Below are 24,425 nucleotides of genomic sequence, written 5' to 3' on the forward strand. Positions count from 1 at the left end.
CCGCAATAGCGGGGATTTTTTTATTCTTTACAAAATTATGATGAAGACTTTTTAACTAATTTATAATTTAAATTACTCTCAATTTTTTTACCTGATTCAACATCACGTGCTTCGATAAAATTTTCGCCAACAAAGAATTTACGGTTTTCAGCTTTGTTATCTAATGTGATGAGTGACGGATCCTGAGGATCAAAACTAAAACTGCCTTTGAGTTCAAATTCATTATTATTAGCTTTCCCTAAATATTCTTCACTCAGTTCATAAGTCTTATCTGAATTAAGCTGTAACTCGACTTTAATGCCTTCACAGTCGGCACAAGGAAATACACCTTCATATTCACCTGCCCAATCTAATGAGGTCTCTGCGCTATCAGCCCGAGTCAGATTGGTACCGGGGTTATTTTGCTCCATCATTGCCGGACTGGATTGTGCATTATGATTCATTGGCTCATTGTCATTCTGTTTCGAACATGCTGTCAACGTTGCTGCAAGAGCAACTGCCATTGCAGCAGAGAGTATCACTTTCTTCATTGTTCTGACCCTGTAGATTTCTTTATTAGACATTACATTAAAAGTAGTCTGTATGGATAAATAGGGCAGTCTTGTTAAAGTTTGATTCATTAGGTGAATTAGACCAAATTTATTCATCAATCAGTAGGCTTAAAGAGTTTTTGTAAAATATTTAAGTCATTTTATGTCGTTTCAGCGGACTGTGCTTGGCGCTATGATGCAGAAAGAATGATAAAAAATGAGGCAGTAATGAAATTAGAACAAGAAAATAATCTTATTGCAAAAATTTATGATGCTGCATTATTACCGGCTTTGTGGCTTGAGGTGATTCAAGATATCGTAAGCTATACCCAAAGTAAGAGCGCCATCTTTACCGGTCTGGATCAGCTCAATCCTGGCTATGATTTTGTTTATACGCACAATATCCCGAATAAAAGCCTGAGTGCCTATCAAGATGAACGTATCCGGGTGATTGATATGAAACTGCATATGCCATTATGGAATAGCATTGAGATAGGCGATGCGCTAAGTCAAAACTGTCAGCATTATGCCGAGCTGCCTGGTACGGATCATTATATATTTTATGAAAAGTGCCTGAAGCCGACGGGAGTCTGTTATCTGGCGGGCGTGTTGCTAGATCGAGGTCATTATCGCTGGGCAGTACTCGGCATTCATCGTGCACCTGAAGTACAGCCTTTTGAACAGCCTGAGCTGGATTTTCTAAGACGTATCAGTATTCATTTACGCCGGGCTTTGCAAATTCACCGGCAAATCAACTTGATTCAGCAAGATAATTTAAGCTTGTATACCGTATTGGATAGTTTAAAAACCGGGATTGTACTGCTCGATCAAAACCTGTGTTTAAGTTATTCCAATCCTGTGGCACAGCAGATGATTCATCAAAGTTCATGTCTGGATCTGGATAGACATAATCATCTAAAAATCCATCCTTCTCAGCAGGCACGTCTTGATCAGTTGTTAGAAAGTGCTTTACTGGATGCTACAACGGTTCAGGCTGAGGTCGGTGGAGTCTTGGCACTGAGTGATAGTACGGGGTCTCAATTAATGCTCACAATCGTGCCGTTTAAAAAATTAAAAAATATGCAACCTTTACAAGCAGATCAGCACCAGATTGCATTATTTATGACCGACAAGAACCAGCATTACTCACTGTCTAGAGCTTATCTACAGCAGTGCTACCATCTGTCAAAGCGAGAATTTGATTTATGTGAATTGTTAATTAATGGCTATAAGCTGGAAGATATTGCAGAGCAATGTGGCATTACCTTAAGCTCAGTTCGAACCTATTTTAAAAATATTTATGAAAAGACCAACTGCGAGCCTGTAAATAATTTTGTGTAATTGCTTTTCATAAATTTAAAGGTGATTGCTTAAGCGGTCACCGAATTCAATAATAAAGCGGCTCATGGCTAAACGCCAGTCGCGAATAGGCATATTCCACTTTTTAGACGCTGCATCAATTGCCAGGTAAATCACTTTACGTACAGAATCATCCGTTGGAAAGACTTTACGCTTTTTGATCGCCTGACGTATTACGCTGTTTAATGATTCGATCGCATTGGTGGTATAGATGGCTTTGCGTATCTCGGCTGGATAAGCAAAGAAGGTATTTAGATTCTCCCAGTGTGTACGCCAGCTTTTGCTGATCTGTGGGTACTTGTCATCCCATGTTTGGGCGAATTGATCCAAGGCCATCAAGGCTGCCTCTTCAGTAGGTGACTGATAAACGGCTTTTAAATCCTGAGTGACGGCCTTGTAATCTTTCCATGATACGTATTTCAAGCTGTTACGCAGCATATGGATAATGCACAGCTGGATATGGGTTTGCGGGTATACGCTGTTAATGGCATCAGGAAAGCCTTTTAGTCCATCCACACAGGCGATCAGAATATCCTGCAACCCTCGGTTTTTAAGCTCAGTCAGGACATTCAGCCAGAACTTTGCACCTTCATTCTCAGCCATCCACATGCCGAGCAGTTCTTTCTGTCCATCAAGATTAATGCCTAAGGCAAGGAATACAGCCTTGTTGATAACACTGCCATTATGACGGACTTTAACTACAATACAGTCCATATAGACGATGGGATAGAGTGCATCCAGCGGACGGTTTTGCCATTCAGCGACTTGCTCCTTAACAGCATCAGTCACCTTGGAAATAAGCGTTGGCGATACATCAGCATCGTACATTTCTTTGAAAGTAGCCACGATTTCACGGGTAGTCATGCCTTTGGCATAAAGGGATAGAATTTGGCTATCCATTTGCGTGATACGAGTCTGATTCTTTTTAATTAGCTGTGGCTCAAATGTGCCATCACGATCTCGTGGTGTGGTGATCTCAATCTCACCATCATCGCTCAGCACGGTCTTACTGGAATAACCGTTACGAGCATTTGAACCGTTCTTACGAGCATTCTTTTCATGTCCGAGATGTTCGGTAAGTTCGGCATTGAGAGCCGTTTCAACAGTGAGTTTAGTCAACAATCGGGTGAATTGATTGAGATCGTCTTCTGTTTTGATTCCTTTAGCAAATTCTGCTGCAAGGTCTTTTAGTTTTTGTTCGTTCATCATGTTGCCTGACTCCGTTGTGAATATGAACATAGCAAATTCAGGCAATTACACAATTTAATTTACAGTCTCCCAACTGCACCTCACAAATTGAGCTGATGCACTTATTAATGGGATGTACGATTCAGTTTGAACATATTGATTAAAATAACGCCATCTTCTGATGGGATTGTCTGAGTTGATTTTATTTTAGTTGAGTCGAGAGAGTGTAAAACCACCTTCGCCACTTCCCGTCAATGTGAGGATAATAGCATCAATTGTACCTGACAAACCTAAATGTGCATGAGTCTCGGAAAGACCTGCACAACCGTTGGTATCAATGATCTGAACAATCTACAAATAATTTACTATCTCGGATCTGGTAGTTACCATATTCGATTCCCGCTCCACTACAAGATGTATCTCCACTTTCGACTTGATCATGCCCGATAGCATCAACTAGCGTATATGTATGATTTGCCTTGAAAACGAATAATTGTTTACCCGAACCTAAGCTCCAGGCACCTATAATTCCCGAATTATGAGGGGTAATTTTCGTAAAAATTGCACTTTCATCTGGATTTTGGGCTTCCGAAATTTTTAATTGAGTGCTGTCGAAGAATATTTTCATATGGCTTAATCATTGTCCGAACCGCCACATGCCGTGATTAACCCCGTTAAAGCAAGACAAATTAAAGTCTTTTTCATCAGAATCTTGCTGAAATTATAATGTCAGGGAAGTATAAAAAGACGTGATGTTTTGCCATATCCCAAAATGAGGAGGTTAGGAGCATTTCAGTGAATAAACTCTTGAATTTATTTCACAATCATCGTTGATGGAGCGAGGTAGTCAAACCTGAGTGCTGCTTGATGGGTAAATTAAGTTGAAATGTATAAGTGTTTAATTCATTTTTTATTTGAAAAATCTAATTATACAAATATAGATTAATTGGTTATTTGTTGTGCAATTTGCACTATCTATATTTGCTTAGATTGCTAGAATCTGCGCAGATTTGAATAGAACTGGTGCATAAGGTGTTTGAGAAGTTAGCAGAACAAAGTCTGAACATGATGGGTTGGGAAATTGATAACCATTGGCCCCTAGATTTAGACCAATGTGTCATGATTGCTGCTCCTCATACCAGTAATTGGGATGCACTGTATGCGCGACTGGCCTTAAAAGCATTGGGCGTAAATGTTCGCTTAACCATTAAAGACAGTTATATGAAATTTCCATTGGGGCCTTTTGTACGGGCGATGGGCGGAATCGGGATTGACCGTCGACCTAAGCAGCCGGGTGAACCGCGTCCGAGCATGGTACAGGTGATGACGGATTTATTTAAGACCCATCCCAAACTGGTCATGCTGGTCACACCAGAAGCAACGCGTGCCAAACAGGAACAGTGGAAAACCGGTTTTTATCATGTTGCGATTAATGCCGGTGTGCCGATTGCATTGGCCTATATGGACTATGCCAAGAAGAAAACTGGCGTAGGTAAAATCGTTTATCCGACAGGGGATTATGAAAAAGATATGGCGGAAATCATGGCATTTTATGCAGATATTCAGCCAAAATTCCCTGAATGTTTCAGTGTCGATCAGCGTTATTATCAGAATTAAAATTGCGTTGTAAAAAGAGCAGGGTATTTTCCCTGCTTTTTTATTGTCTAAGAATTAAGAATATCAGACAAATACTACTTAGTTTTCAGAAGCGGGTAAAATTCCACCGAGGCTTTGACAGGCACTTTTATACAGCTCATATTGCTGTTGCACAACTTCCGATAGGGGAATATCAAATAACTTTTCACCTTGGTGATAATGCTCGATATACGCTTCGGCCTTGGATTTTGTGCTATAGAGCGAATGCTGATAATAATCGGTCATGCTGGTATGCGACATCTGTGACATCTCGATCTGGGAGCACTGGAAATTTTGCAGCAGCTGTTCCGATTTTTTCAGATCGCTAGACATACAACCTGCCAGCAATAAGGTACTGAGCAATGTCGTGATAAATTTCATAGAAAATAGACAAAAGGTTTTATGGGAACACCGTATTGTAGAAGTAAAATCCGGTCACAAAACCTTTTTAATCTACCAGATGGTCAAAAAATAGAACAATAGAATCTAAAATCCCGGTCTATTCTCTGGTCATCTAACCTTTAACCAAGCCACCATCCACAATCAGGTTTTGTCCGGTCACGGCACGTGAATAAGGCGATAAAAACATCAGGATTGCAGCAGCAAACTCTTCTGGTGTAATCACGCGGCGTAAAGGAGTTGATTGAGCAATTAGATCAAAAACAAAGTCTGGTGTGGCTTTACTGGCATCTGTGGTTTGTAACAGGCCGCCAGAGAGCATATTGACATTAATACCATATTGTCCCAAATCCTGCGCCGTAGTGCGGGTAAAGGCCAATAAAGCCGCTTTTGCTGCGGTATAGTCATGATAAGGAACCACCGGATTTTGCACTAAGTTTGTGCCGATATTGATGATCCGGCCAAAACCCGCGTGCTTCATATCATCTAGTGCGGCTTGTGTGGTATTGAGGGCGGCCTGTACTGCACCACTGAATTGATGTGACATGGTCTCCCAAGTCAAATCTTCAACCTTAGGACGATCATCCCCATTAAATTCAAACTGAATCAGCGCATTATTGACGACCGCATGAATCGCTTCCCCGAAATGGTTTTTTGCCGCAGCAAATAAAGTCCGTACCTGATCAGCCTGAGTGACATCGGCCTGATAAATAAAGATCTGCTCGGGATACTGCTGCACAAGCTGTTCGGCGGTTTGCTGACTGCTATGATAATTGACGACGACGCGAGCACCTTCTGCCAATAGGGCTTGAGTAATCGCCAAGCCCAAGCCACGTGCTCCGCCGGTAACGAGAACAATCTGATCACGAATCTTCATAATGATGATCTATATTACGAAATATTGGCCCTAACATAGCAGTTATGTCAGCGGATTCAAGCCTGAGGCAAAGTAAACCAACTCTGCATGAGATTGGGCTTAAATGAATTGGGACGCTATAAGAAAACAGCCGGCGCTGAACAGCAAACTTAGGATAATACGTTTAAACAGCAGTTCAGAAATTTTATAGAAGAGTTTTGCCCCTAAAATGGCCGGAATACTGACAAAAACTATTAACACTGCCATATAGGGTAAATGACTTTGATCGATCATACCTTGCCATAGATAGGTACCGAGTGCGAAGACCTGAACTGCAAAATTAAAATGCCTCAAGATATAGCGTTGCTGGGCTTTCGGGAGTTGTTTCAACATCACCCATGCTGAAGGGACGGCTCCACAAAAACCACCAAGTCCGCCTAATATTCCACCCATCAATCCGATACTACTGTCGGCTATCTTTCCCGAGCGCTGAATGGTTTTGATGTGTGGATTGAGCAGCATCAGCGGAGACCAGAGCACCAGAAAAATGCCCAAAACCAGTTTAAATGTATCAGCTTGGATGATGTGCAGCAGGTAAGTGCCGAGCGGTACGCCAATCAGACCCGCTACTAAATAAGGCAGTAGCCACTGTTTAGATAATATGGGTGGTTTCTGTTCCTGCGTCAGTGAAATTAAATGACTCCAGATGGAAGCAAATACCAGCAAGGGCGCTGCCAGTTGCGGAGCCAATACCCAGACCCAGAATGACATGGCAATCAGGGCAAAGGCAAAACCGGTCAGCCCCTGTACGAAACCAGCGACCATTGCACCAAGAATAAATAACAGCCAGGTCATAAAGGTAAGGTCAGAAGGAAAGGCAGCAGTATTCTAAAGATCAGGGCAAAAGCCAAGCTTTTAGTTAGCTGTATTTATGCAAATTAAAGTTCAAATGTGCGTAAAATATTAAAACGAAAATAAGGAATGAGTTTTTTATTCCTGCATAAAAAATGCATAAATCACTACAACAGAGCAACAATGAGTTCGTTTAGTCTCCATGAACTCGCCTGATACTGATAGGGTGCAGTAAAGAGATTAGGGACATGATTAAAAAAGCGATTTTACTTTCTGTATTGGCAGTGTCATTAACTGGTTGTGTGGTTGATCCATGGGATGATGGTTCTCGTGATCACCGGGATCGCAACGGACATTATGATCGAGACCACAAGGATCGTGACTGGAAAAATCGGGAGCATAGAGATCATCGGGATTGGAAGCGTGACAGAGGTGACAACCGTGATTGGCGCCGTGATCGTGACTAAAATGATTCTCGCATCTTTCAGTTTGACTATTATTGACAAAAAAGGATTCCATCGCGGAATCCTTTTTTAATAGGTCTTAATTGTGACTTTATTTAAGAAACACTTTTTTGATAAAGCCCTGCACGCACTGTGCCGGCTTTGGTATTTTTAATGAGTCGCCATGACGCTGGTAATTTAAGCAACTGTAGATCACGGTCTGCTTCCACATAAATATAAGCATTATTTTTCACCAGATGATCTGCCTGTAATGCCAGCTCTTCCCATAAGTTCAGGCTATACGGTGGATCGAGAAAAACCAGATCAAATTGTGTTTGCAGGCTGGTTAAAGCTTGCTGCGCCGTTGCTATTTTCAATTGGGCGCGTGCTTTGGTGACTTGTAATAGTTCAAGATTCTGGGTCAGGAATTGTGCCTGAGTACGATCTGGTTCAATCATGACGACTGAGGCCGCACCACGCGATAAGGCTTCAAAAGCCAAGGCACCAGATCCTGCACAAATGTCCAAAACCTGTGCATTTTGTACGTCCCACATAAGCCAGTTAAACAGGGTTTCGCGTACTCGATCAGGCGTCGGGCGTAAACCCTCAATGCTGGCAAAAGGTAGTTGACGACGTTTCCAGTCACCCCCAATAATTCGAAGTTGGTTTTTCATTTTAGTCTCGTTCTACCGGTGTGGGAGCAGGAGGTGCTACAGCTGGAGCAGCTGCATTTGCAGATGGATTGGTGGCAGAATCTGGTGGCTGAATATTGGCTGGAGCTACAGTTGCTGCATCTTGACTCAACATGCCTGCACCACTTGGCAATTCAGCAGGCTTGATTCCGGCTGTCATCAGACCACCACTGAGCTGATGACCTTGCGGGCGTACCGGCTTCTTATCTTTATGCAGCAACCAATAATCAAAAATCGGACGAGCCAGCATAGTGGCTGCACTACCGCCACGACCATTTTCCAGAATGACCGCAATCGCAATTTCAGGATTTTCAGCAGGTGCAAAACCGACAAACAGGCCATGATCCAGCTGACGGTCGGTCAATAAGGATTCATTATAACGCTTGCCTTGAGCAATGCTCTTCACCTGAGCTGTACCGGTTTTACCTGCAATGGAATATTGTAAGCCACTTTTGATGCCTCGGCCTGTACCAGATTGAATCACGTCGACCATGGCATCACGCATCTTGATCCAGTCTTCTTCCTGACCATTAAAATCGATCTTGCCGTGGGTACCATTATGTACCTTGAACGCTTTGGCACCGCGACTTTCACGTAACACATGCGGAATGACTTTATTGCCATGGTTGGCGGTAATGGCCGTTGCCATGGCCAGTTGTAACGGCGTTGAAGTGAAAGCCCCCTGACCGATACTCACCGAAATAGTTTCACCACGTAACCATTTGGCGTTACGGGTACGCATCTTCCATTCCGGGTTCGGGTACAGTCCTGAGCTTTCACTTGGTAAATCCACGCCGGTTTTTTCACCAAAACCAAACTGACGCATCCAGGTGTTCATTTTCTCAATGCCCATGCGGTAGGACATGACATAGAAATAAGTATCACAAGAAACGACCTGAGCTTTGTGCATGTTGACTGCGCCATGCCCGGATTTTTTATGGTCACGGAAGCGGTGACTATCGCCCGGCAGACTGAAATAGCCCGGATCAGAAATAGTGGTATCCCAGTCCACCAGACCATAATGCAGGCCGCCCAATGCAAACATCGGTTTAATGGTTGAACCAGGAGGATAAACCCCTTGCACGGCGCGGTTGTATAAAGGTTGATCCAGATTATCACGCAGATCACTATAATCTTTATGACTGATACCGGTCACAAACAGATTTGGATTGAAACTTGGGCTGGAAACCAGCGCCAGAATTTCCCCAGTTTTCGGATTCATCGCCACAATCGCACCACGGCGTCCAGCCAGTTGCTCTGAAGCCACCACCTGCAAACCATAATCCAGTGACAAGAACAGATCATTACCGCGCACCGGATCCTTACGGCCCAAATGCCGTAGCACATTACCAAAAGCATCCGCTTCTACCGATTCATTTCCTGGCACCCCATGCAGAAGTTCTTCATAGGATTTTTCTACCCCAATTTTCCCGATCAGGTTGGTCCCGGCATACAGATCCTTGTCAATGGCTTTGAGTTCTTTGTCATTAATCCGGCCCACATAACCAATCACATGGGCAAACAGGTCGCCATGCGGATAATAGCGGGTCATCTGGGTTTCAATATTCACGCCCGGAAACTGATATTTGACCTCGCTAAAACGGGCAATATCATTTTCATTCAGGTTGAGCTTGATCGAAACCCGTTCGGTTCTACGTGCTGTTTTGATCCGGCTTTGGAAGCGTTCAATATCTTCTTCAGTCAGCTCCAGAATAGGCTTCAGACGTTCCAAAGTCTGGTCAATATCCTGCACATCGGCGCGGCTTAAAGTTGCGGTAAAAACTGGGTAGTTATCGGCCAGCAATACGCCGTTACGGTCATAAATATAACCGCGCGCTGGAGGCAGAGGTTGCAGACGAATCCGGTTTTGGTCAGAAGCGGTACTGAAGGTCTCGAAATTAAAGAGTTGTAAATAGGCATAGCGGCTAACCAGCAGCAGCATAAAAAAGATGACTATTCCAACAGAAATCCATACTCGACTACGATAGATGCGCTTTTCTTGTTGTGCATTTTTTAAAGGAAAGTGCTGCTTCATACGCGATCGACTTGAGACCTGAGGAAAGGAGGAAAGAATCAAAGTGGAATATTCTAACGCAACTGGACTTGATTTGATAATGAAAAACTGCCATTACGATCAGTTCCTTTAAGCTTTGACTTTGCAGACATGAAAATTGTAAAGTGCTGTATATAAGAGTTGTGATAATTCTGATACAGTAAAATCGAATAAAAATAGGACTATACCAAAAACTATAATTAAGGAAGATGGTGAAGGAATGAACAAGGTTTACCCTTTGTTGGCGTTTGCATTGTGGGCGAACGGGGCCTATGCACATGATCAAATCAATAATACTGCAGATAAAGTAGAAGCTACTCAGGCAAAAGCCTTTAATGTTGGGGCTGGTTTTACCCGGAAGCTGGTACATTTAAATACTGAATGGGTTAATCCTTATGGGATTGCTTATGTGAAAGGTGGGGTTTTTCTGGATGATGATCGAACGATAGGGGGACAAGTAGGCTTTCGTTATCCTGCACATCTGACCGGCAAGGATAAAAATGGGTATTATGTCGGAGGCTATGCGGGTCATATTGAAAGCAAACGCGTCGACAATGAATACAAGGCCCGCTTAGGTGCTGGAATTGATTTGGCCTATGTTTTGTTGAGTTCAGAGCGAATCAGCAGTTTTAGTGTCGGCATTGGTGCCGGAGAGAAATTTGAAGATCGAAATGGTCGTGTGGTGGCCGAAACTGAACCGCGACTACAATTTTCCTATACTTTAAGTATCGGTTTATAGACAAAATATTTGACCTTATAAATATGTGTATTCTGTGAACAAAAAATTAAATATGGAACTTATGCATGCTTGAGTACGTCAACGAATTGTGGCAAACCTTTGTGAATCGCCCGGATTTTTGGGCTGTGCTCAGCATTATTCCGGTGACCGCATTTGTAACGTGGGCTCACGTCTGGATGGCACTGAAAATGGTGTTTTATCCGATCAATTTTTGGGGTGTCCATCTCGGTCCTGTACCTGTCGGCTGGCAGGGGATCGTGCCACGCAAAGCTGGCCGTATTTCAGGCATTATTACCGATAACACTTTGTCTAAACTAGGTTCCATCCGCGAATTTTTAGAGGCCATGGATCCAGATGATATGGCACGGATCATTGGTGAACAGGTCGGTTTCGAACTGGAACATCTGATTGATGAAGTGATGATGGATCGTAATGCAGTCCTTTGGGAAAACCTGCCTTTTGCCATCAAACGCAGAATTTATGCACAGGCACAAAAACAAATGCCGGCAATTTTGCGTGAATTGGTGACCGAGCTGACCATGAACGTCGAGTCACTTGTCGATATGCGTGAAATGGTGGTCAGCCAGATGGAAGGTGACCGTCGGTTAATGGTGCGCATGTTTCTGAAAGTGGGCCAAAAAGAAATCAATTTTATTTGGCATATCAGTGCACTCATCGGCATGTTCTTTGGTATTTTCCAGATGATTGTCTGGTTCGTGGTGCCTTGGCACTGGACTGTTCCGTTCTGGGCTGCCATCTGGGGCTTTTTGACCAACTGGATTGCAATCTGGATGGTATTCAACCCGCTCTATCCGCACCCGGTAAAGTACCCGCAATTCTTTAGCCGTACCACAAGTCGCAAGTTTCCATGGATTAAACCTGTCATTCCGCGTATTGGCACCTATAACATACAAGGCGCATTTATGAAACGTCAGGATGAAGTCTCTGATGTTTTCGCAAGTGTAGTCACAGAAGATCTGATTACGTTAAAATCGATCATGACCGAGATGATGTATGGCGGGAAAAAAGACAAAACCCGCCGCATTGTCAAACGTCATATTAATGAAATTATGGAAACACCCCTGGTTCGGACCTCTTTACAGCTGTCTTTAGGGCCAAAAGAGTATGCAAAACTCAAGACGGACTTGATCGATCGCTCGATTGAAATTACGATGGTGCCTGTATGCGACCCAGCATTTAATGCGAGCCGTGCACAGAAAATCTATCAAATGTTTAGAGACCGCATACGCGAGTTGACTCCGAAGGAGTTTCAGAATCTGTTACGTCCTGCATTTCAGGAAGATGAATGGATTCTGATTTTATTGGGTGGGGTAACCGGTTTTGTCGCGGGTTTAATCCATTTGTTTGTGGCTTTCTTATAATGAGATGCCGGGGGACACAATCGGGCGATTGTGGTCGTGGCGTCATACATATTGTTTAAATGAGGATGTTTATATATGCGCATTATCTTACTCGGACCACCTGGAGCAGGTAAAGGTACACAAGCTCAGTTGATCTGTAAGCGCTACAATATCCCACAAATTTCAACCGGTGATATGCTCCGTGCTGCAATTCGTGAAGGAACTGAATTAGGTCTACAAGCTAAAAGTGTCATGGACAATGGCGGTTTGGTTTCTGATGAGTTGATCATTGGTCTGGTCAAAGAGCGTATTGCGCAACCTGATTGTGTAAATGGCTGTATTTTTGATGGTTTCCCGCGTACCATTCCTCAAGCAGAAGCTTTAGAAAACGAAGGTATCAACATCGATCACGTGATTGAAATCGATGTTCCAGATGAAGAGATCGTACAACGTCTTTCTGGCCGTCGTCAGCACCCGGCATCTGGCCGTGTGTATCACATCGTTTACAACCCGCCAAAAGTGGAAGGTAAAGATGACGAAACGGGTGAAGATCTGGTTCAGCGTCCAGATGATCTGGAAGCGACAATTCGTAAACGTTTAGGTTCTTACCATACTGAAACGGAGCAACTGGTGGGCTTCTACCAAGGCCGTGCAGCATCAGGTGAAAATGCACCGACTTACAACAAGTTAAACGGTCTGCGTCCAATCGATCAGGTTCAGACTGAGCTTTTCGCGATTCTGGATCAAGCAAAATAATCGGCTAACGATGATTTTGACAATCGAAGAGCCCTAAGTCATATTAGGGCTCTTTTTTATTGCGTATTTGAACAGGTGCTATGGCTATGAAATTTGGCGTGTTGGTATTAATGGTTATATTTCTGGCAGTGTTGATGGGTCTGTTCTATATGAGTTTTAAAATACTGAATAAAGTACGTCAGGAAGAACGTGCAGAAAATGCAGCCAAGCATCCACAACGCCAGTTGCACCCGAAATTGCAGGCGGAGCTTGAACAGCGCAAAAAAGAACAGGAACAGGCTGAACACGATCAGAATAAATAATTCGGCATGCTTCAGTGGAAGCTGAGTCCAGTTTTAAATAAAAGCGGTATGCTGAAAATTGTAGAAAAGGTGAGGTATTGATCACCTTTTTTTCGGTCTTAGTTTAGTTCTGCAATTCTATTCAGAAATAGCGATATTCTTCACTGCAATTGCGCGTGCTGCACCAAATTCAAAACGATCAGGCCAGTTACACACATCGGCGACCACACATTCATGACATTTCGGTTTACGGGCAATACAGCAATAACGGCCATGTAAAATCAGCCAGTGATGAGAATCAATGATAAATTCTTTCGGAATCACTTTGACCAGTCGATGCTCAACTTCAAGCACATTTTTACCTGTAGCCAGCCCGGTACGGTTACCAACCCGGAAAATATGTGTATCCACCGCCATGGTCGGTTGACCAAAGGCAGTATTCAGCACCACATTGGCCGTTTTGCGTCCCACACCCGGCAAGGCTTCCAGATCCGCACGATTATCCGGTACCACGCTGTTGTGCTTCTGAATCAGCATCTCACAGGCTTTAATTACGTTGACTGCTTTTGAGTTATATAAACCAATAGTCTTGATATATTCCTTTAAACCATCCACACCAAGCGCATAAATCGTTTCCGGTGTATTGGCGACTGGAAACAGTTTGTCCGTGGCCTTATTCACGCTGACATCGGTGGCTTGGGCAGACAGAGTCACGGCGACCAGTAATTCAAAGGGATTGGCATAATTCAGCTCGGTTTTCGGATTGGGGCGCTGTTCACGCAGGCGTTCAAAAAAGGTCTGAATCTGTTTTTTGGTCATGTTTTTTACAGGTTTTGTGCTCGCAGTGGTCATGTACTTATCCCTGTAAGGTCTGTAATTTTTCAGCTAATTCTGTCAGTTGCAGGCGTTTGCTGGCATCTTCACGAACCGAAAGCTGTTTTTCCAGCTTTTTAATTTGGGTGCGTAGTTTTGCCAGTTCAATCGTGGTTTTAGAATCTAGCGTAATCGGAGTATTCGCCGGCTTATTCACAACTTCAATCACAGGAAGCTGCTCATTTAAAGCAGAGAACTGGGCAAACAGGGCAGTATTGATTTCTGCACGGACGACTGGGCCCTTGCGGTCAGTACGGCGTTTTTCTTCACGCTGGATATGCGCATAATAGCGCTGACGTAAATCGTCCTGCTCAGCAATACGCTGTGCTTCAGTCGGCAAAGGCTGTGGGTCTTCGACCAGATCGATACAGTCAACCGGACACGGTGGAATGCACAGTTCGCAGCCAGTACACAGATCGGTCAGAATTGTATGCATCAGTTTGCCGGCGCCAATAATCGCATCGACCGGGCAGGCGCTAATACATTTGGTACAGCCTATACATTCATCTTCACGAATTACGGCTTTGATGCGCTGCGGGCGACCGTCGGCTTGAATGGGCCAGACACTTTCTTCTGCCACAAGTTCAGGACGATTTAATAATGCAGCCAAAGCATCGGCAACAGGCTGTCCGCCTGGCACACATTTATTGGCATTTTCACCCTCAGCAATCGACTGGGCATAAGGTAAACATCCGTCACGATGACCACAGAGTCCACATTGGGTTTGAGGGAGTAAAGCATCAATCGATTGGACCAGAGAAATTGGCGAATTCATGAATAACCAGAGCTGCTCATGCTGAGCTTTGCAGTAAGTGAAACAAAATATGTCGAGTTATGTATTTTAACATATTTTTAAACTCCTAAGTCGTGCGCAATTAAGGGTCAAGTTATGCCTTATTACTAGGCATAAATCTGAATCTAAGCCTTGATTCAATTGGCATTTCCTGACATAGAAAAAATATTCATAATCAATATAAATATTTGTTATCAAATTAATTTTAAAGTATTTTCAAAAAAAGTATTGTAGATTAGTTACAAAAGATATTTAATATTTTGCGCCAAAATTTAACATTGATTGTAAATTTGACCAATTTTGATCCATTTTCTGCTGAGGATTAAGCGTTGAAATACAACACACTTAATGAGTTCCTAGATTACGTAAAATCACGTGATGCACACCAACCAGAATTTCTTCAAGCTGTCGAAGAAGTGATGACCAGTTTGTGGCCATTCATTCAAAAGAATCCACAATACGCAGCACATGGTTTGCTAGAACGTCTAGTTGAGCCAGAACGTGCGATCCAGTTCCGAGTTTCTTGGGTAGATGACCAAGGTCAAACTCAGGTAAACCGCGCGTTCCGCGTACAATACAACTCAGCGATCGGTCCATTTAAAGGTGGTATGCGTTTCCACCCTTCAGTGAATCTTTCAATCCTAAAATTCTTAGGCTTTGAGCAAACATTTAAAAATGCTTTAACCACACTTCCTATGGGTGGTGGTAAAGGCGGTTCTGATTTTGACCCTAAAGGCAAATCAGAAGGCGAAATCATGCGTTTCTGCCAAGCTTTAATGATCGAGCTATATCGTCACCTGGGTGCGAACACAGATATCCCTGCAGGTGATATTGGTGTGGGCGGTCGTGAAGTGGGCTATATGGCCGGCATGATGAAAAAATTAAGTAACGACACTGCATGTGTATTCACCGGTAAAGGTTTAACCTTCGGTGGTTCATTGGCGCGTCCGGAAGCAACGGGTTACGGTACTGTGTATTTCGCTGAGGAAATGCTCAAGTCTCGTGGCGAAAGCTTCAAAGACAAAGTTGTCGCAATTTCAGGTTCTGGTAACGTTGCGCAATATGCTGCTGACAAAGCGTTGTATCTGGGCGCGAAAGTGGTTTCACTTTCTGACTCTGCGGGTACGGTTCACGTCAAAGACGGTTTCACTGAAGCATTGCTTGCTGAAGTGATGGAACTTAAAAACGTAAAACGGGGTCGTATTTCAGAATTTGCCTCTAAACATGGTTTTGAATATCTGGAAGGACAACGTCCTTGGGGTATTCCATGTGATATCGCACTGCCATGCGCGACTCAAAACGAACTGGATGCGGAGGATGCTGAAAAGCTTCTCGCAAATGGCGTGATCTGTGTCGCTGAAGGTGCAAACATGCCTTCAACCTTGGCTGCTGTAGAGAAATTCATTGAAGCGAAAACGCTTTATGCGCCAGGTAAAGCATCAAATGCAGGTGGTGTTGCCACTTCTGGTCTGGAAATGTCGCAAAATGCATTGCGTTTAGGCTGGACCTTTGAGGAAGTTGATGAGCGTTTACATGCGATCATGAAAGAAATTCACCGTAACTGCGTAAAATTCGGTACCAAAGAAGACGGTACTGTGAACTATGTAGACGGTGCCAACATTGCAGGCTTCGTAAAAGTGGCTGATGCAATGCTTGCTCAAGGCGTATTCTAAGTCTGATTGAGTGTCGCTTTAAAAAAACCGAGGCCATAGCCTCGGTTTTTTTATGGATAGATATTTTATAATGAACCTTTCACGGCTTCGCGCTCGACTGCCATGTCATAAATATAAGCATATTTAGATTGATCTGCCGCAGGGTTCTTAATTTCAAAACGTTTTAGCCGAATAATCTGGCGTTCATTCGGTGAATGCTGAAAACCTTCAATCTGGTCATAGAATAATGTCCAGTCCTTATCGACCTGGGTCTTCAGACCGTTTTGATCATATTTAACCTGTTTAACTTGCAAGCAGCTTTGCTGAGCCACACCGGTACATGATTTGGTATCTGGGGAAATTTCCAGAAAAATTGTTTCAGCTTGCCCCTGATATCTGGTTTCCGGAGTCATTTTCCCGGTAAATTCATATTTTTGACCATCGGCAGCGGAAAGCGTTAGGGTCGGCTGGTCAAGGTTCGTGGTATTGAGCGCAAAAGGAATTGCACGTTTTTGTAAAAGCTGGCTGACAAAGCGTTCCTGTTGCATCAGTGCGGTATCGCAGGCCATTTCGGTTCCTATGACTTCGCTGGTGCTGATAATATTATCTTTCACTGACCAGTTTGTACTGAGTCCATTACAGCCCGTCACGGCACTCAGGCGGCCTTGAGCATCGAAACTGAGCACGATTGGCCGTTCCAGCCCGCGATCTAGTTGCCAGTGGTAGGCAGAAAGAAGCTGATTTGCACTTTTTTGTTGTAGGGTAGCCACTGTACGATCTCCAGCCTGCTGGATATCACCCGACTGACAGGCTGCAAAAGTTAAAGGTAATAATGCCAGTACAATAAATTTTAATTTCATGGATTTATAATAAAGAACAAAGAATTGAAATGATAACGGATGCATTTCTAAAAGATATGGATACATATCGCAGATTTTGGTTGCAAAATGTATCCAAATTTAAAAGTTAAAATTTTAAGTTTTCAATCAAGATTAATCGAAGCGGTAAACATCCATGCCCAGAGAACCCATGCTAAAACTGCTATGTACCAGACTAAAACGGCTTCCGGTCCCCATCGCAAAGAAGATCGGGGCAAAATGCTCCAGTGTTGGATGATTACGCGCCATGTGTGGAATATTGGACCAGTCCAGTATCGCATCATAATCGCTATGGGCCAGTTTATGGACGACAAAATTGCGGAAATCTGATGCCCATACCGGTACATCAGCCGCCGTTCCATCCCAAGACAGTTCACGTAGGTTATGCGTGATACTGCCTGAACCAATCAGCAGGATTTGCTGCTCACGTAGCGGTGCCAGACTTTGACCAATTTTATAGATTTCATCGGCACTCATCGACATGGGCAAGGAAATTTCAACCACTGGAATATCCGCATCCGGATACATATGCAGCAGCGGCATCCACACGCCATGATCACGTGGACGAGTACTATTGGCATGTGCGGCAAAACCGGCATTGGCCAGCAAACCCAAGATCTGCTCGGCCAGTTCAGGATTTCCCGGTGCAGGATAGCGTAATTGATACAGCTCTGGCGGGAAACCACGGAAATCATGCCAGGTCTCTGGTCGAATACCGCTACTGACTTCCAGTGCCTCACTTTCCCAGTGCGCTGACATGATAATAATCGCTTCCGGGCGTGGCAGGTTTTCGCTTAAACGATGCAAGGCAGGACCCACTTGCTCAGGATTCAGCGCCAGCATAGGAGAGCCATGAGAAATAAATAAGCCGGGCAACGTTTGTAAGTTCATAAGTCAAACCACATCTGGAAGATGTCTCAATAATGCATTAAAAATAACGAAAAAAGCAGGGGGAATTATTCAACAAAACGTTGCATAAAAAGAACGCTTCAGCAACGTCATTAACCTGCACGATGGTAGGGATGATTATGGTTAATGGTCATTGCACGGTACAGTTGTTCAATCAGCATCACCCGAACCATGGGATGGGGGAGTGTGAGCTTAGACAGGGACCAATGCCATGCAGCAGCTTTACGTACTGCTTCCGAATGACCATCTGGCCCGCCAATCGCCAGTACCACATCATTGCCTTCCAGCATCCAGCCTTTCATGGTTTCAGCCAGTTTTTCGGTACTGAACTCACGTCCACCCACTTCTAGCGCGATCAGAATTTCGTTCTGCTTGAGTGCATTTAAAATGCTGTCACCCTCAATATTTCGATATTTCAGGATATCCGCTTCAGAATCATTTTTGCCGCGCTTGGCCATGGGCAGTTCAATAATCTGGGTCTGTACAAAGGGCTGAATACGTTTGAAATAATCTTCAAAACCAGTCAGCACCCATGCTGGCATTTTTTGACCAATGGTCAGGATACGGATTTTCATACAGACAGATCAATAATTGGATACTTCATTATAACGATCAAACAACACGAAGTTGAGTCAGGAAACAAATTGAAATTGAAATGAAGGATTTAGTGCTGCTTTAATGTCCTGAGTTCAAGTCTCCGCTTGATAAAGGAATGGATAATAATAAATGCGGACTAAGGTCATCATAAAAGGATGTTGTACTTTGCTGCTGTTGGTCACCGGTCTAATCGGCTCAAGTTTCAGTGCTGCCAATACCAACACACGCGCTCAAATTTCTCATCTGGAATTATTTTTCAGCCAGATCATGAGTGTCGATGAATTTCGAAATTACAAGAATGTTAAAGAACTGAATCGAGTGTCTGCATGGATTAAAGGACAGATGCAGCGTTTTGGCATTCCCTGTCAGTTTCAGGTCTATGTAGTTAATAGCCTAAGCTATCGAAATGTCATTTGCCATTTAAATGCTCAGGCCAAAACCAAAATGGTCATGGGCACGCATTATGATGTCTTTAGTGATCGATATGGTGCTGACAATAATGCCTCGGGAGTGGCAGGTTTACTGGAAACCGCAAGATTATTGGCCTTGCAAAAATCCAAGCTCAAACATGAGATCGAATTTGCTTTTTATACCTTGGAAGAGCCGCCTTTTTTCAAGACAGAACATATGGGCAGCTATATTCATGCCAAGTCGCTCAAGAAAAAAAAGCAGAAGCTGAAAGGTGTGGTGATTCTGGATTCAATTGGCTATTTTGATGAAAATCTGGTGCAGACTTATCCGGTGGGGTTGAAATGGATTTATCCAGATCATGGGAACTTTATTGCCGCGATTGGTCATTTGGCCTCGACCGGAATGACCGGAGATTATTGTACTGCCATGCAAAGTCTTAACCGTCTGGAATGTCAACGTTTTATCAGTCCAACTTTTGCTCAGGACATGAATTTTTCTGGTTATCTGAATTATGCCAAATTCAATTATTCGACCATGTTAATTACTGATACGGCGCATTATCGTAACCCTTATTATAATACTGAGCTGGACACCTTGGATAAACTGGATCTGAAAAAGATGACCTATGTGATTGATGGGCTGGTAGCGATGGCCTTGCAACCTTAAACAATTTCTTTACACAATAAAAAACCCTGCCGGAGCAGGGTTTTGGCAAATCAGCTCATCTTAATGACGGGCTGCTTTCGCTTCTTCTTTGGTTTTTACAATCGGGGCTTTCACCAAGGCTTTTGGCAAAGAGATGAGGGCCAGCGGTAAAATCTCATCAATCGATTTCACGGCTTTAATCTCTAAACCATCTTTTACATTTTCAGGAATTTCCGCCAAATCACGTACGTTTTCCTGTGGAATGAAGACCAGCTTGATGCCACCACGATGGGCTGCAAGAAGTTTCTCTTTCAAACCGCCAATACGTAATGCACGACCACCCAGACTGGTTTCACCTGTCATCGCGATATCCGGACGAATCGGAATCCCGGTAAATGCAGATACCAATGCAGTGGTCAATGCCAAACCTGCGGATGGACCATCTTTCGGTGTCGCACCTTCCGGTAAATGCACGTGCACATCGGTTTCTTCAAAGCGGGACGCTTCGATGCCAAGCTCATCTGCACGGGTACGCACCACAGTCATGGCAGCAGTAATCGATTCTTTCATGACATCGCCAAGAGAACCGGTGGTAATGAACTTGCCTTTACCTGGAACGGCTGCAACCTCAATGGTCAGCAATTCGCCACCCACCGAAGTCCAGGCCAGACCATTGACACGGCCGATTTGTGCTTCTTCTTCCGCCATACCATAGTCAAATTTATGTGCGCCCAAGTAATCTGGAAGATTGCCTGCTGTCACTTCAATTTGAAGGTTTTTGGCTTTTTTGCTCACCGCTTCTTTGACCACTTTACGTGCAATTTTGGATACTTCACGCTCAAGGCTACGTACACCGGCTTCACGGGTATAACGGCGCACGATGTCACGAATCGCTTCTTCATGCACAGTTAATTCTTTAGCACGCAGGCCATTATTTTTAATGGCTTTTGGTACCAGATAACGATCTGCAATATTGACTTTTTCTTCTTCGGTATAACCCGGAAGACGAATCACTTCCATACGATCCAGCAAGGCTTCAGGAATGTTCATGCTGTTTGCGGTACAGATAAACATTACTTCAGACAGATCTAGATCCAGATCCAGGTAGTGATCACTGAACTTGTTGTTCTGTGATGGATCGAGGACTTCGAGCATCGCAGACGCCGGATCACCACGGTAATCTTGCGCCATCTTGTCGATTTCATCGAGCAGGAACAACGGGTTTTTCACCCCAACTTTAGTCAATGACTGCACGATTTTACCTGGCATCGCACCGATATAGGTACGACGATGACCACGAATCTCGGCTTCGTCACGTACACCACCAAGGGCCATACGCACAAATTCACGACCAGTTGCTTTAGCAATCGACTCACCCAGTGAGGTTTTACCAACACCCGGAGGACCGACTAAACATAGAATTGGGCCACGCAATTTTTTCACACGCGACTGAACCGCAAGATATTCCACAATACGATCTTTGACATCGTCCAGACCATAGTGGTCTGCATCCAGAATTTCCTGTGCTTTGTTCAGGTTAATGCTGACTTTGCTGGCTTTATTCCACGGTGTATCCAGAATCACTTCCAGATAGTTGCGAACAACTGCTGCTTCACTTGAGGCAGGCTGCATCGCTTTGAGTTTACGGAATTCGTTTTCAGCTTTCTTGCGTACATGCTCAGGCAGATCTGCTTCAGCAAGACGTTTTTCAATTTCAGCGACATCATCTTCCGCGCCGCCGTTCATGTCGGAAAGCTCACGCTGAATGACTTTCATTTTTTCATTCAGGAAGTATTCGCGCTGGTTCTTTTCCATCTGACGTTTAACAGAGTCATGCAGGGTTTGCTCAATCTGCTGTTCTTCAGATTGTTGCAATAGATAAGTCATCAGCTCAGTTAAATGCGCTTCGAATTCATCATGTTCCAGGAATTTTTGTTTGACATCAATATTCAATGGAACACGGGTCGCCACGAAGAATAATAACTGTAACAGGTCTTCAATTTTGTTGGCTGCGGTGATCAGTTCACGCGCATTACGAAGTTTCGCTTCTGCATATTGAGCAAAAAGCGCACGTAATTCTTGCAAGCGCACGGCTTGAGTGTCTTCATCCACCGTAACGGTCATTGGGCTGAGTTCATGTTCTGCTGTCAGATACTCATTTTCGTCAATGATGGTTTTCAGTTTGGCACGGTGCAGTCCTTCAATCAGGACTTTGATACAGTTTTCATCATTTTCGTGATTCACAACTTGCACAATCTTCGCGACAGTACCGTATTGATATAAATTGTCGTGATCAATTTCTTCTGTAAGCGAATCTTTTTGCGCAACTACAAATACTAGATTGTCACTGTTACGAGCCACATCAACTGCATTGATCGATTTTTCACGACCGACAAACAGCGCAATTTGCATATGCGGATAAACCACCACATCACGCAGCGCCAAAAGGGGTAGTACACTTGGAACCTGAGGCTCTAAGGTTTCTTGATTCATAATAATTTCAGACATGAGCACTCCTAATGAGTGACAACGGTGTTGCCATGTTTTAATAGTGATGGGTAATTTAAAAAATACAAGGGGCGTTAAGATTAAATTGTATGAAAAATGACTAATTATGTGATTTTAAAGTAGTTCACAACAGGGAAGTTGAGAAATTAGCGTTTGAAAGCTAAAAAAACTGTCGGGGTAATAAGAGCATCCAAGGGTTGGTCCCATTTTTCCCGTTTTAAGGACTGGCTAAGCAGTTGAAAGTCATGCGCCAGTCCCAGACGGAATGGAAGCCCGGGCGCAGAAGCCAGGGTTCGATCATAAAAACCGCCACCCATCCCAATGCGTGTCCCTGAATGATCACAGGCCAGCAGCGGCATGATCAATAAATCCAGCTTAGAAACATGAGTACCACGTGTCGTCATGGGCTCCCGCATTCCCAGCCGATGATAGGCAAAGCGCTTGTTGCGATATTGATGCTGGCTGATTCGGATCCAGACCAGCTGTTGATTCATGTCGCAAATCGCAGGCAGATAGACCTGTTTGCCCAGTTTAAAGCAGCGTTCAATAATGGTGTGGGTATGAATCTCACCAAAAGCATGCAGATAAATGCCGATGTGCTTGGCATGAATAAATTGCGGGCTACGTATAAGGCGATTTAAAACTTTTTGTGCAGCTTGCCTTTGCTCAAATTTAGAAAGATGACGACGTGTTTTACGCAGGTATCTTCTTAATTCTTGAATGGTCATAGGGCAAAAGCAGATCTGACAAAAGTGTGCTCTAGTCTAAGTGGGAATTCGGGAAAAGTAAAAAATAATTGTGATCTTGATTCTCATATGACGAGGTAGCAACTTGGTTAAGTTCAGCAAATTTCATAATGAATCTCATCTCTAAAAACTTGATTAAAATTGGTCAATTAAAGGCATTGAATTATTGGCTGCTTAAAATGTCATAATTTTTTTATTTTCTGTGAAGCATGCGTTTTTAAGTCATCATTTTGATGATCATGAAACAGATTTTGATTAATAAAGGTACAAATCTAAAATCGATTTTTTGTGTTTTTGAGTGAATTATAGATAAGGGATCAGATCTCTGATTAACCCAATAGATCTAACACATTGTGCCTAGGCAGAGCGCGTAAGACCTAAATCAATGGAGATTGAACATGATGAATATTGCGAAGAACACCATCTGCCTCTGGTATGATAACGACGCTGAAGCTGCTGCACGATTTTATGCCGAGACATTTCCTGACTCCTCAATTGGCGCGATCAACCTTGCACCCGGAGACTATCCTTCTGGAAAAGAAGGCGATGTCATCACCGTTGACTTTAGGGTGCTGGGTATTAGCTGCATTGGACTAAATGGTGGCCCGGCATTCCAGCATAACGAAGCATTCTCATTTCAGGTGGCAACTGAAGATCAGGAAGAAACCGACCGATACTGGAATGCAATTGTTGGCAATGGCGGTCAGGAAAGCGAGTGTGGCTGGTGTAAAGACAAGTGGGGCATTTCCTGGCAGATTACACCAATTGTGCTTATTCAGGCAGTGACCAGTTCTGACCGTGCCGCCGCCAAACGCGCCTTTGATGCAATGATGACCATGAAGAAAATTGACATCTCCGCGATTGAAGCGGCATTTCGTGGTTGAGAGCCACGGATCTTATCTTTCATTCCAGTGGATCTGGCTGTGTAGCACAATCTTACCCAGCTGTTTGGAGGACTTCCCTTAATTGTTTTTGAAGTATTTCAGACGAATATCCGACTCTCTTATTCATAGATTCTCTAGGTTTATGATCATTCAGGTCTAATCTGCACGTAGAAGCTCATCAAAAGATGGGCTTTTATTTTGAACAGTATATGAAACCTTAAAACGGAGCTGTGCTTGGATGAACTACAACAATCCCTGAATCGAATGACTGATCAGAATTCTTTTAGCTCTTGTGTATCATGCTGCTACGACAAAAAAACAAATCTACTTCAAAACTGATAACCAATTCATAACCAGAAAAAACATCAAGCCACTAGTGGCATCT

25 protein-coding genes and 1 pseudogene are annotated in these 24,425 nt (G+C 43.6%); 11 read left to right on the forward strand and 15 right to left on the reverse strand.

Annotation, left to right across the window (positions count from 1 at the left end; translation table 11 throughout):
• Positions 1–35 precede the first annotated feature (35 nt).
• The gene (locus tag FTU45_RS04825) at positions 36–530 is read right to left on the reverse strand and encodes a copper resistance protein NlpE (RefSeq protein WP_180076061.1); all 495 of its coding nucleotides are present in this window, start codon (positions 528–530) and stop codon (positions 36–38) included.
• 228 nt (positions 531–758) lie between these two features.
• Here FTU45_RS04825 and FTU45_RS04830 point away from each other — a divergent pair, with 228 nt between their 5' ends.
• Positions 759–1,871: a helix-turn-helix transcriptional regulator gene (locus FTU45_RS04830; RefSeq protein ID WP_180076033.1), complete on the forward strand. Its 1,113-nt coding sequence runs from the start codon at positions 759–761 to the stop codon at positions 1,869–1,871.
• Positions 1,872–1,886: 15 nt separating this feature from the next.
• Here the strand turns inward: FTU45_RS04830 and FTU45_RS04835 are convergent, their stop codons facing one another.
• Positions 1,887–3,095, reverse strand: coding sequence for an IS256 family transposase (locus FTU45_RS04835; RefSeq protein ID WP_032028744.1), 1,209 nt, complete (start codon positions 3,093–3,095; stop codon positions 1,887–1,889).
• 65 nt (positions 3,096–3,160) lie between these two features.
• On the opposite strand from FTU45_RS04835, the pseudogene FTU45_RS15605 reads away from it, so the two are divergent.
• A pseudogene (locus tag FTU45_RS15605) lies at positions 3,161–3,241 on the forward strand (LuxR family transcriptional regulator); the annotation flags it as partial.
• Between the two features lie 170 nt (positions 3,242–3,411).
• Here FTU45_RS15605 and FTU45_RS04840 read toward each other — a convergent pair.
• A complete protein-coding gene (locus FTU45_RS04840; RefSeq protein ID WP_180076034.1) occupies positions 3,412–3,705 on the reverse strand; it encodes a hypothetical protein in 294 nt (97 codons plus the stop codon).
• Between the two features lie 440 nt (positions 3,706–4,145).
• On the opposite strand from FTU45_RS04840, the gene FTU45_RS04845 reads away from it, so the two are divergent.
• A complete protein-coding gene (locus FTU45_RS04845; protein ID WP_180076062.1) occupies positions 4,146–4,694 on the forward strand; it encodes a 1-acyl-sn-glycerol-3-phosphate acyltransferase in 549 nt (182 codons plus the stop codon).
• Positions 4,695–4,772: 78 nt separating this feature from the next.
• On the opposite strand, the gene FTU45_RS04850 is transcribed toward FTU45_RS04845, so the two are convergent.
• The 3 genes from FTU45_RS04850 to FTU45_RS04860 form a co-directional block, all read right to left on the reverse strand.
• Entirely contained in the window at positions 4,773–5,093 is a 321-nt protein-coding gene (locus FTU45_RS04850) for a hypothetical protein (RefSeq protein WP_005096317.1), read from the reverse strand.
• 133 nt (positions 5,094–5,226) lie between these two features.
• Positions 5,227–5,988, reverse strand: a complete 762-nt coding sequence (locus FTU45_RS04855; protein WP_180076035.1) for a 3-oxoacyl-ACP reductase — start codon at positions 5,986–5,988, stop codon at positions 5,227–5,229.
• 99 nt (positions 5,989–6,087) lie between these two features.
• Positions 6,088–6,822, reverse strand: a complete 735-nt coding sequence (locus tag FTU45_RS04860; RefSeq protein ID WP_100328797.1) for a sulfite exporter TauE/SafE family protein — start codon at positions 6,820–6,822, stop codon at positions 6,088–6,090.
• A gap of 245 nt (positions 6,823–7,067) precedes the next feature.
• Here FTU45_RS04860 and FTU45_RS04865 point away from each other — a divergent pair, with 245 nt between their 5' ends.
• Entirely contained in the window at positions 7,068–7,286 is a 219-nt protein-coding gene (locus tag FTU45_RS04865; RefSeq protein WP_005171910.1) for a hypothetical protein, read from the forward strand.
• Positions 7,287–7,378: 92 nt separating this feature from the next.
• Here the strand turns inward: FTU45_RS04865 and rsmD are convergent, their stop codons facing one another.
• Together rsmD and mrdA are read right to left on the reverse strand one after the other, a co-directional pair.
• Positions 7,379–7,936, reverse strand: a complete 558-nt coding sequence (gene rsmD / locus FTU45_RS04870) for a 16S rRNA (guanine(966)-N(2))-methyltransferase RsmD (RefSeq protein ID WP_005096323.1) — start codon at positions 7,934–7,936, stop codon at positions 7,379–7,381.
• Position 7,937: 1 nt separating this feature from the next.
• Complete coding sequence (gene mrdA / locus FTU45_RS04875) at positions 7,938–9,989, reverse strand: penicillin-binding protein 2 (RefSeq protein WP_180076036.1); 2,052 nt, start codon at positions 9,987–9,989, stop codon at positions 7,938–7,940.
• 238 nt (positions 9,990–10,227) lie between these two features.
• On the opposite strand from mrdA, the gene FTU45_RS04880 reads away from it, so the two are divergent.
• From FTU45_RS04880 to FTU45_RS04895, 4 genes are all read left to right on the forward strand, one after another.
• Positions 10,228–10,746 carry a hypothetical protein gene (locus FTU45_RS04880; protein ID WP_005096326.1) on the forward strand — a complete coding sequence of 173 codons (519 nt, stop codon included), beginning with the start codon at positions 10,228–10,230 and terminating at the stop codon, positions 10,744–10,746.
• Between the two features lie 65 nt (positions 10,747–10,811).
• Entirely contained in the window at positions 10,812–12,128 is a 1,317-nt protein-coding gene (locus FTU45_RS04885) for a hypothetical protein (RefSeq protein WP_005096327.1), read from the forward strand.
• Positions 12,129–12,203: 75 nt separating this feature from the next.
• The gene (gene adk, locus FTU45_RS04890) at positions 12,204–12,863 is read left to right on the forward strand and encodes an adenylate kinase (protein ID WP_005096329.1); all 660 of its coding nucleotides are present in this window, start codon (positions 12,204–12,206) and stop codon (positions 12,861–12,863) included.
• Positions 12,864–12,949: 86 nt separating this feature from the next.
• Positions 12,950–13,165, forward strand: a complete 216-nt coding sequence (locus FTU45_RS04895) for a DUF3149 domain-containing protein (RefSeq protein ID WP_005096331.1) — start codon at positions 12,950–12,952, stop codon at positions 13,163–13,165.
• A gap of 117 nt (positions 13,166–13,282) precedes the next feature.
• Here the strand turns inward: FTU45_RS04895 and nth are convergent, their stop codons facing one another.
• Together nth and FTU45_RS04905 are read right to left on the reverse strand one after the other, a co-directional pair.
• On the reverse strand, positions 13,283–13,996 hold the full coding sequence (gene nth / locus FTU45_RS04900) for an endonuclease III (protein ID WP_100328794.1): 714 nt from the start codon (positions 13,994–13,996) through the stop codon (positions 13,283–13,285).
• A gap of 4 nt (positions 13,997–14,000) precedes the next feature.
• Positions 14,001–14,792: an RnfABCDGE type electron transport complex subunit B gene (locus tag FTU45_RS04905; protein WP_100328793.1), complete on the reverse strand. Its 792-nt coding sequence runs from the start codon at positions 14,790–14,792 to the stop codon at positions 14,001–14,003.
• A gap of 347 nt (positions 14,793–15,139) precedes the next feature.
• Here FTU45_RS04905 and gdhA point away from each other — a divergent pair, with 347 nt between their 5' ends.
• Complete coding sequence (gene gdhA / locus FTU45_RS04910; protein WP_074383062.1) at positions 15,140–16,483, forward strand: NADP-specific glutamate dehydrogenase; 1,344 nt, start codon at positions 15,140–15,142, stop codon at positions 16,481–16,483.
• A 65-nt stretch (positions 16,484–16,548) separates the two neighbouring features.
• Here the strand turns inward: gdhA and FTU45_RS04915 are convergent, their stop codons facing one another.
• The 3 genes from FTU45_RS04915 to rlmH all read right to left on the reverse strand — a co-directional run bounded on the left by FTU45_RS04915 (position 16,549) and on the right by rlmH (position 18,824).
• Positions 16,549–17,322, reverse strand: a complete 774-nt coding sequence (locus FTU45_RS04915; RefSeq protein WP_034609074.1) for an META and DUF4377 domain-containing protein — start codon at positions 17,320–17,322, stop codon at positions 16,549–16,551.
• Positions 17,323–17,454: 132 nt separating this feature from the next.
• Positions 17,455–18,231 (reverse strand): class III extradiol ring-cleavage dioxygenase, encoded by a 777-nt coding sequence (locus tag FTU45_RS04920; protein ID WP_005096339.1) that lies wholly within the window; start codon positions 18,229–18,231, stop codon positions 17,455–17,457.
• Positions 18,232–18,341: 110 nt separating this feature from the next.
• Positions 18,342–18,824: a 23S rRNA (pseudouridine(1915)-N(3))-methyltransferase RlmH gene (gene rlmH / locus FTU45_RS04925; RefSeq protein ID WP_005096341.1), complete on the reverse strand. Its 483-nt coding sequence runs from the start codon at positions 18,822–18,824 to the stop codon at positions 18,342–18,344.
• A 151-nt stretch (positions 18,825–18,975) separates the two neighbouring features.
• Here rlmH and FTU45_RS04930 point away from each other — a divergent pair, with 151 nt between their 5' ends.
• Positions 18,976–19,923 carry a M28 family peptidase gene (locus FTU45_RS04930; protein ID WP_180076037.1) on the forward strand — a complete coding sequence of 316 codons (948 nt, stop codon included), beginning with the start codon at positions 18,976–18,978 and terminating at the stop codon, positions 19,921–19,923.
• Positions 19,924–19,983: 60 nt separating this feature from the next.
• On the opposite strand, the gene lon is transcribed toward FTU45_RS04930, so the two are convergent.
• Both lon and FTU45_RS04940 read right to left on the reverse strand, forming a co-directional pair.
• Positions 19,984–22,410, reverse strand: a complete 2,427-nt coding sequence (gene lon, locus FTU45_RS04935) for an endopeptidase La (RefSeq protein WP_100328791.1) — start codon at positions 22,408–22,410, stop codon at positions 19,984–19,986.
• Between the two features lie 146 nt (positions 22,411–22,556).
• On the reverse strand, positions 22,557–23,138 hold the full coding sequence (locus FTU45_RS04940) for a 5-formyltetrahydrofolate cyclo-ligase (protein ID WP_005171883.1): 582 nt from the start codon (positions 23,136–23,138) through the stop codon (positions 22,557–22,559).
• A gap of 419 nt (positions 23,139–23,557) precedes the next feature.
• Here FTU45_RS04940 and FTU45_RS04945 point away from each other — a divergent pair, with 419 nt between their 5' ends.
• Positions 23,558–24,040 carry a VOC family protein gene (locus FTU45_RS04945; protein ID WP_171063357.1) on the forward strand — a complete coding sequence of 161 codons (483 nt, stop codon included), beginning with the start codon at positions 23,558–23,560 and terminating at the stop codon, positions 24,038–24,040.
• Positions 24,041–24,425 lie beyond the last annotated feature (385 nt).

Source organism: Acinetobacter sp. YH12106 (assembly GCF_013418995.1).
In the GTDB taxonomy this organism is placed as follows: Bacteria; Pseudomonadota; Gammaproteobacteria; order Pseudomonadales; family Moraxellaceae; genus Acinetobacter; species Acinetobacter pseudolwoffii.